Annotated in this window: 8 protein-coding genes, 1 pseudogene and 1 other annotated feature; of the genes and pseudogenes, 7 read left to right on the plus strand and 2 right to left on the minus strand. The window is 29.3% G+C overall.

Annotation, left to right across the window (positions count from 1 at the left end):
- Positions 1-11 precede the first annotated feature (11 nt).
- Together ACWOBP_RS07555 and ACWOBP_RS07560 are read right to left on the minus strand one after the other, a co-directional pair.
- A pseudogene (locus ACWOBP_RS07555) lies at positions 12-326 on the minus strand (immunoglobulin-like domain-containing protein); the annotation flags it as partial.
- An 85-nt stretch (positions 327-411) separates the two neighbouring features.
- Positions 412-1,077 (minus strand): TIGR01906 family membrane protein, encoded by a 666-nt coding sequence (locus ACWOBP_RS07560; RefSeq protein ID WP_455338168.1) that lies wholly within the window; start codon positions 1,075-1,077, stop codon positions 412-414.
- A 194-nt stretch (positions 1,078-1,271) separates the two neighbouring features.
- On the opposite strand from ACWOBP_RS07560, the gene treR reads away from it, so the two are divergent.
- From treR to ACWOBP_RS07595, 7 genes are all read left to right on the plus strand, one after another.
- On the plus strand, positions 1,272-1,994 hold the full coding sequence (gene treR / locus ACWOBP_RS07565) for a trehalose operon repressor (protein ID WP_455338169.1): 723 nt from the start codon (positions 1,272-1,274) through the stop codon (positions 1,992-1,994).
- 299 nt (positions 1,995-2,293) lie between these two features.
- Positions 2,294-2,674 (plus strand): class Ib ribonucleoside-diphosphate reductase assembly flavoprotein NrdI, encoded by a 381-nt coding sequence (gene nrdI / locus ACWOBP_RS07570; RefSeq protein ID WP_455338170.1) that lies wholly within the window; start codon positions 2,294-2,296, stop codon positions 2,672-2,674.
- Complete coding sequence (gene nrdE, locus ACWOBP_RS07575; protein ID WP_455338171.1) at positions 2,661-4,751, plus strand: class 1b ribonucleoside-diphosphate reductase subunit alpha; 2,091 nt, start codon at positions 2,661-2,663, stop codon at positions 4,749-4,751. The genes nrdI and nrdE overlap by 14 nt, the downstream gene beginning before the upstream one ends.
- Before the next feature lie 24 nt (positions 4,752-4,775).
- Complete coding sequence (gene nrdF, locus ACWOBP_RS07580; RefSeq protein WP_455338172.1) at positions 4,776-5,744, plus strand: class 1b ribonucleoside-diphosphate reductase subunit beta; 969 nt, start codon at positions 4,776-4,778, stop codon at positions 5,742-5,744.
- Between the two features lie 9 nt (positions 5,745-5,753).
- Positions 5,754-6,320, plus strand: a complete 567-nt coding sequence (locus tag ACWOBP_RS07585; protein WP_455338173.1) for a histidine phosphatase family protein — start codon at positions 5,754-5,756, stop codon at positions 6,318-6,320.
- 89 nt (positions 6,321-6,409) lie between these two features.
- Positions 6,410-6,973, plus strand: a complete 564-nt coding sequence (locus ACWOBP_RS07590) for a histidine phosphatase family protein (RefSeq protein ID WP_455338174.1) — start codon at positions 6,410-6,412, stop codon at positions 6,971-6,973.
- 104 nt (positions 6,974-7,077) lie between these two features.
- Positions 7,078-7,306: a binding site (T-box leader), on the plus strand.
- Between the two features lie 65 nt (positions 7,307-7,371).
- Complete coding sequence (locus ACWOBP_RS07595) at positions 7,372-8,289, plus strand: homoserine O-succinyltransferase (RefSeq protein ID WP_455338175.1); 918 nt, start codon at positions 7,372-7,374, stop codon at positions 8,287-8,289.
- The last annotated feature ends 157 nt before the right edge of the window (positions 8,290-8,446 follow it).

The following is an 8,446-nucleotide window of genomic DNA, read 5'->3' on the forward strand; positions in this document are numbered from 1 at the left end:
AAGTAAAAAGTACGTTCAAGACGACGTTCAAGACGTTTTCTATATTTTTCTTCATCTTCTGCACTCATACGATCTCTAAGTTTTTCATCAACTAATGGCATTAATTCGACTTCAGTATCAGCAATACAGATTCTACTATTTACAAGGGTAAATGTTTGAGTTCTTCCAGGTCCACAATAAGATTGACATCCTATGATGAATTCAGCGTTCGGTGCTTTCTTTTTTAATTTTGGAATTAAAGTTTTAAGATTAACACCAAGACAATCATCGCATAATCTAAATGTTACTTTATCTTCAGTAACAATATTTTTATCATTTTGAGCCATATTTTGTCCTTTCATGTTTTATTAATATTAAACTAAAATTTATTATAACACATAATTTCAATAAATTAAATTTTTAATACATTACCTATGAGTAAATCTTTTTAAACTTCTTTTTTAAAATATTGTTTAATACAAAAAGAGATACAAAGAGTACTAATATGTGCAAGATAATCGTTGTAATAAGACTGATGAAAAATTCCTCAGGGACCATTTTTATTAGATTAGACTCATCTGGACTTAGTAACCAAAGATCATTAGAAAACAATAATTGGTGAAATCTTATCCAAAAAGAAGTGAAGTTATAAGAAATAATACCAGCTAAGACAATAATTAAAAGAATAAATGCTAATAATACCTTATTGAAAGTTTTAGTAATATAAAATATTGTATTTTTTTTGAAAAGAAATACTATTAATATAGTAGAAATTATAAAAATTATAATAAAAGATATCATAATATAAAAATTTATATTATATAATCTCTTTACATCTTCCATATGTAAAATATCTTTTTGAGAAAACCACTCTGTATTTAACTTATTTTTTTCATTAAGATACCCAAGAAGGTTAGTTGTATTTTCTATTAACTTATCATATGTTGTATCTATTTTAGGGGCTAAATTTTCTCTTGAATAGAAATTTTTATAAAAATCCAAGTTAAAACAATTGTAAAATATTATTCCTAGTATTGCACTAATAAATAGTGAAAAATTTTGGATAAAAATAAGTGATAATCGTATATATTTGTTCATAAAAAATACCTCCATTAAATATTATAACATATAAATAATAGTGAAGCTAAGAAGTTAGCGTTCAATTTGGTTTACATATTTACAGAATTTAACAAAAAATATAGAATTATAAAAGTTTTTGAGTAAAAAAAGTTTAATATTTACATGATTTATGTTAAAATATATACATATAGTTATTTATTTTGGGGGAAATCATGAATAAGTTTTTTAAGATCTATTTAGAGTTAAGAGAAAAAATAGAGGATAGGCAATATAGGTCTAATTCTCTTTTGCCAAGTGAGAATGAACTCGCAAGAGAATATGATGTTTCTAGGGAAACTATAAGAAAGGCATTGTTATTATTATTAGAAAATGGGTATATCCATAAAATTCAAGGTAAGGGGTCTATAGTTTTGGATGTTCATAGATACAGATTACCAGTAACAGGACTTTTAAGTTTTAAAGAACGTCGACAATTTCAAGATGTTGAAGCAACAACTAAAGTATTAGTAAATAAAGAAGTTGATGCTCCAGATTTTCTTGTTCGGCTAGGACTTGTAAAACAAGGTGAGAGACTAATTTATTTAGTTCGACAAAGAATTGTTGATGGTGAAGCAGTAATATTAGATAAAGATTATATAAATAAAAATGCAATTGAAGAATTGCCTACAGATCGTGTAGAAGAATCATTATATGAGTATTTAGAAAATGATTTAGGTATAAAAATTTCATATGGAAATAAGGATTTTAAAATAGAACCAGTTAGTGAGGAAGATACAACATATATTGATTTAAAAGGTCATAAACATATTGCGGTATTGAGAAGTGATGTCTATACAGAAGGAACTGATTTTCTTCATTACACAGAAAGTCGTCATAGAGTAGATAAATTTCATTTCTCAGAATTTGCTAGAAGAAAAAGTAATAAAATAAACTAATATAATAATTGTAGAGAAGAGCCCTGAACAAAAAATGTTTGGAGTTCTTTTTTTATTTTAGTGAAGAACATTGTCGAAAAATTTTTTTCTTATAGTAGTTTTCTTTTTTATTCCTTTATCACTAAATAATAAACTTCACAAATATTAAATTAATATAAAAATTTCCAAAAAAAGAAGCAAACCTTTTCATCAGAAAATTAATCGTTGAAAAAATAAAAAATAGAGTGTATAATAAATATATATTTGAAATTTCCGGGAAATAATCCTCGGAAATATTTTTGTGGGAGTGTGAGGAAATAATGAAGATTATTGTTTATTCATTGACTGGAAATTGTAAAAGATTTGTAGACATGTGTGAGATTCCCAAAGAAGATGTAATTTATTTACAGGATATTGATTATGATGTAGATTTCGATTATATCCTTATAACACCAACATTTGGCTTTGGAGAAGTACCGGTTGCGGTTGCTAGTTTTTTAGAAGAGAACCATAATCATTTAAAAGGTGTTGTTGGTAGTGGAAATAAAAATTGGGGTGAACGATTTGCCAATGCTGCTGAAATTATTAGCAGTGAGTATAATATTCCACTACTAATGAAAATTGAATTACATGGAAATAAAAAAGATATAAGTGAATTTAAAAAAATATATTTGGAGAGTGTAAAGAATGGAGAAATTTAACCATATTGAACTAAATAATGAAGTAACAAAAAGAGGCGATAATGGCTTTTTCAAATTAGAGAAAGATGTTGAAGCTATAGAAGAATTTCTTCGTGAAGTAGACTTTCGTACAGTGCCATTTAACTCAGAAATTAAAAGACTTAGATATTTAGTAGAAGAAAATTACTACTATAATATCTTTGATAAGTATATTGAAGATGAAATTTTAGAATGTTTAGAATTAGCTGCAAACTTTAAGTTTGAATTTAAGAGTTATATGGCAGCAAGTAAGTTCTATAAGGACTATGCATTAAAAACAAATGATAAAAAACAATATTTAGAAAACTTTAACCAACACGTATTTATCGTAGCTATGTACTTAGCAGATGGTGATGTTGCTTTAGCAAAAGAGCTTATGATTTCAATGCTTGAGCAAAGATTACAACCAGCAACACCAACATTCCTAAACTCAGGAAGAAGTCGTCGTGGTGAGTTAGTATCATGTTTCTTATTAGAAGTAGGTGATTCACTTAACTCTATTAACTACATCGATTCAACTGCTAAACAACTTTCAAAAATCGGTGGGGGAGTTGCGATTAACTTATCAAAACTACGTGCACGTGGTGAAAGTATCAAAGGTATTAAAGGAGTAGCTAAAGGTGTTATTCCTGTAGCAAAATCATTAGAACAAGGTTTTGCATATGCTGATCAACTTGGACAACGTCCAGGAGCTGGAGCTGTTTACTTAAACATCTTCCACTATGACGTATTAGAATTCTTAGATACTAAGAAGGTTAATGCCGATGAAGAATTACGTCTTCCAACGATTTCTACAGGTATTATCGTACCATCATTATTCTTTGATTTAGCTCGTGAGAATAAAGATTTCTATATGTTTGGACCTCATTCAATTTATGAAGAATATGGTTTAGTGTTAGATGATATCGATATTGCTAAATACTATGATAAATTTGTAGCGAATGAAAATATTATGAAGCGTAAATTCGATGCTCGTGATATGCTTAACTTAATAGCACAAACTCAATTACAATCAGGATACCCATACTTAATGTTCAAAGATAATGCGAACAAAAATCACGCACTTCGTGAAATTGGACAAGTTAAGATGAGTAACCTATGTACTGAGATTTTCCAATTACAAGAAACTTCAGTAATTAAAGATTATGGTGAAGGAGATATCATTAAACGTGATATTTCTTGTAACTTAGCTTCATTAAATATCGTTAATGTGATGGAAAGTAAAAAAATTAAAGAATCTATTTACTCAGGTATGGATGCATTAACATTTGTAAGTAATTCTACTAAGATCAAAAATGCGCCAGGTGTAGTAAAAGCTAATGACGAATTCCACTCTGTTGGATTAGGAGCTATGAACCTTAATGGATATTTAGCGAAAAACTTGATAGCTTATGAAAGTGAAGAAGCAAAAGATTTTGCTAATGTCTTCTTCATGATGATGAACTTCTATACATTAGAACGTTCAATGCAAATTGCTAAAAAACGTAATGAAACATTTAAAGACTTTGAAAAATCAGATTACTACAATGGAAGGTACTTTACAAAATACATTGAAAATGATTATTTACCTGTAACTGATAAAGTAAAAGCATTATTCGAAGGAATTTATATTCCTACAAAAGAAGACTGGAGAAGTCTAAAAAATAGAGTAAAAGAAAATGGTCTATATCATGCATATAGAATGGCTATTGCACCAACTCAAAGTATTTCATATGTTCAAAACTCAACATCAAGTGTATTACCAATTGTTGATAAAATTGAACGTAGAAGTTATGGTAATGCTGAAACATTCTATCCAATGCCATATTTAAGTCCAAAGACTCAATGGTTCTATAAATCAGCATTTACCATGGATCAAATGAAACTTATTGACTTAATGTCAGTTATTCAAGAACATGTAGACCAAGGTATTTCTGTGATTTTATTCGTAAATTCTGATATTACAACAAGAGAACTTGCAAGATATTATATTTACGCACATCACAAAGGATTAAAATCACTATATTACACAAGAAACAAACTACTTTCAGTAGAAGAATGTACTTCTTGTTCTATATAGAAAAGAGAGGAAAAATTACTAATTATGAAAGCAGTAAACTGGAATAAACAAGATGACTTAACTTTCATGTATTGGCGTCAAAATATTGCACAATTTTGGGTTGATACTGAGTTTAAAGTGTCAAAAGATATTAAAAGTTGGAATGAAGATTTAAACGATAAAGAACGTGAAGCTTATAAAAAAGTATTAGCTGGTTTAACTGGTCTTGATACTCAACAAGGTGATAAAGGTATGCCACTTGTATCATTACATACTGAAGATATGAGAAAACAAGCTGTTTATAGCTTTATGGGAATGATGGAGCAAATTCATGCGAAAAGTTATTCTACTATCTTTACGTCATTAATTCCTTCACAAGAAACAGACTATCTACTAGATGAATGGGTACCAAGTAATCCGGAACTTCAATTTAAAGCGAAATTAATTGAAGATTATTATATGAAATTATTCAAGCCAGAAGTGCCAACATATGACTTATACATGGCTCGTGTAGCATCTGTATTCTTAGAAAGTTATATTTTCTATAGTGGATTCTTCTATCCATTATATTTAGCTGGACAAGGTAAAGTAACTACTTCTGGAGAAATTATTCGTAAAATCTTATTAGATGAAACTATCCACGGAAGTTTTACAGGATTCGATGCTCAAGAAATCTTTAAAACCCTTACTCAAGAAGAGCAAGAACGTGCTGAAAAAGAAATGTATAAACTACTATTAGATTTATACGAAAATGAGTTGAAATATACTAAAGATATATATGATGAAATTGGTTTATATGAAGAAGTAAAAGACTATGTTGAATATAATGCTAACCGTGCATTAGCTAACTTAGGATACCCAGGGTACTTTGAAGATAAAGAAATTAACCCAATTATTGAAAATGCGATGAATACAAATACTAAGAACCATGATTTCTTCAGTGTTAAAGGTGATGGATATGTAGTTAGTATGAATGTTGAATCAATTGAAGATGAGGATTTCATTTTTGAATAGGTAAGTGATATGAAAATTTTATTAGTTAGACACGGCGAAACAGATTATAATAAAAATAGATTAATCCAAGGTCACAGTGACATTGAATTAAATGAAACTGGTAGAAATCAAGCGACTTCTGCGGGAGAAAAGCTAAGTGATCACAATATTGATTATGCATTTAGTAGTCCTTTGAAAAGAGCGGTAGAAACAGCTAGACTTATGCTTGATAACTCTAATAATAGTCAAAATATTTCTAAAGAAATAACTACTGATGAGCGTTTAATTGAAAAATTCTTTGGAGATTTTGAAGGAAGTACATTTGATGAGTATTTTTCTGCACTTGAATCTGAACAAGGACTAGAGTCGGTAGAAAAAGATGAAGACGTTTATGAGAGAGTTAATTCATTTTTCAGTGAACAATATTTAAAACATAAAGATGAAACAATTTTAGTTGTTTGTCATGGTGCATTAATCCGTATATTTTTAACTGCAGTAAGAGCATATCCAAATACGACTACATTGGTGGATAATACTGGATTAAATATCTTAAACTATGATGGACAAGAGTTTATATTAGAAAAATTTAATATATAGGTAAAACAAGGGGAGACTTAAAGATTGTGATTTAGTAAAAATCAATTTCTATAAGTTTCGCCCTTATTTTTAATAAAGGAGAAGAATATATGCGTATAATTTTAGCACGACATGGAGAAACAGATTACAATAAAAATAAAATGGTTCAAGGGCATACTGATATTCCTCTAAACGAAGAGGGAATTCGTCAAGGAATTGCAGCTGGCAAAAAAATTGAAGGATATAAGATTGATATAGCGTATAGTAGCACTTTAGGAAGAGCATTTGATACTGCTAGATATATGCTAGATAATTCAAGTAGTGAAGATAATAAAAAATTAGCTGTAATTAAAGATAAAAGACTAATAGAAAAATCATATGGAGAATATGAAGGAGTTTCTTTTGCTGAATATGGAGCTGGTCTTAAGGCTGGGGAAACGAGAGGAATGGAACTAGATTCTGATGCAGCTGATAGAGTAGAAGCATTCTTCAAAGAAAAGAATGAAGAACACCCAGATAAGACAATATTGGCTGTATGTCATGGTGGTTTAATTCGTTCTTTCTTAACTCAAAAGGGTATTAAAGAAGTAGGACGTGGAGTTATAGTAAATACTTCAGTTAGTGTCCTTGACTATGATGGTAATAAATTTAAACTTATAGAATTTAACAAATAATTTATAGATAATAGAGAAATGAAGATTTTTTGCTTTTAAGATTTTTGAGATGCTTTCTATTGACAAATAGTGTTAAATTCTTTATACTATTAAGTAAATTAATATGTAAAACATTGAAGAGATAAGTAGATTATAATTAATTCAAAACAGAGAGCTTTCGGTTGGTGTGAGAAAGTAAGAAGAGGTGTAATTGAAAATGGTCTCGGAGTAATAATTATCTAATAGGTAATTACGTTGGTGCGCGATATAGCACAACGGTATGAACACGTACCGATTAAGGTGGATATTTATATCCATAAACATGGGTGGTAACACGATAAACTCGTCCCTATTGCATTAGTTTGTAATAGTGACGAGTTTTTTTATTTAAGATTAAGAAGAGTTAAGGAGATAATACAATGCCAATATGTATTCAAAATGAATTACCGGTAAAGAATAAATTATTAGAAGAGGGAGTAGTTGTAATAGAAGAAAATAGAGCTAAGAATCAAGATATACGACCATTGAAAATTCTAATTTTGAATCTAATGCCTAAAAAAGAAGAAACTGAACGTCAATTATTAAGACTTTTAGGAAATTCTCCGCTTCAAATAACTGTAGAATTTCTTCATATGACTAGTCACATTGCTAAAAATACAGCACAGTCGTATTTAGAGAAATTCTATAAAACATTTGATGAAGTGAAAGATAAATATTATGACGGACTTATTATTACAGGAGCACCTGTTGAACAATTAGAATTTGAAGATGTAAATTACTGGGGAGAACTGAATAGCATTTTTGAATGGAGTAAGACTCATGTCTTTTCAACATTAAATATTTGTTGGGCAGCTCAAGCTAGTTTATACTATCACTTTGGTGTTAAAAAAGAGCAGGTAGATGATAAGATATTTGGAGTTTTTGAACATGATGTCCTTATAGAAAATCATACATTAACACGAGGATTTACAGATACTTTCTTAGCCCCTCATTCTAGACATACTAAAATAGAAGAAGAGAAATTACCTATTATTTCTGAACTTGATGTATTAGCAAGATCAGAAGAGGTTGGGACATTAATCGCTGCGACTAAAGATCTTAGAAAGGTTTTTGTAACAGGGCATATAGAATATGATGCAGATACACTTCATAATGAATATGTACGTGATAAGAATAGTAATCTTCCAATCGAAGTTCCTGTGAACTATTACCCAGGAAATGATGATACGAAGTCTCCTAAAAATAGATGGCGTGGAGTGGCTTACTTATTCTACCACAACTGGTTAAACCAAGTTTATCAACAAACACCGTATGATTTAACAGAGTTAGGAAAATAATATAAAAGAAAAAGACTTTACAGATATGCTAAATGATCTGACCCCAAAAAGTTAGACTTAGAATAGCGTAGTAGTTATAATGACTGCTACGCTATCTTTTTTATATTTATACAGTCATATGTTTTATTCTATATTGCTTAGGACTTAAGCATCCTAG

This window comes from Gemella parahaemolysans (assembly GCF_053758945.1).

Coding starts and splice junctions, on each gene's coding strand:
- ACWOBP_RS07585 (WP_455338173.1), top strand. CDS start 5,754: ATGAAAATTTTATTAGTTAGACACGGCGAAACAGATTATAATAAAAAT.
- ACWOBP_RS07590 (WP_455338174.1), top strand. CDS start 6,410: ATGCGTATAATTTTAGCACGACATGGAGAAACAGATTACAATAAAAAT.
- treR (WP_455338169.1), top strand. CDS start 1,272: ATGAATAAGTTTTTTAAGATCTATTTAGAGTTAAGAGAAAAAATAGAG.
- nrdF (WP_455338172.1), top strand. CDS start 4,776: ATGAAAGCAGTAAACTGGAATAAACAAGATGACTTAACTTTCATGTAT.
- ACWOBP_RS07595 (WP_455338175.1), top strand. CDS start 7,372: ATGCCAATATGTATTCAAAATGAATTACCGGTAAAGAATAAATTATTA.
- nrdE (WP_455338171.1), top strand. CDS start 2,661: ATGGAGAAATTTAACCATATTGAACTAAATAATGAAGTAACAAAAAGA.
- ACWOBP_RS07560 (WP_455338168.1), bottom strand. CDS start 1,077: ATGAACAAATATATACGATTATCACTTATTTTTATCCAAAATTTTTCA.
- nrdI (WP_455338170.1), top strand. CDS start 2,294: ATGAAGATTATTGTTTATTCATTGACTGGAAATTGTAAAAGATTTGTA.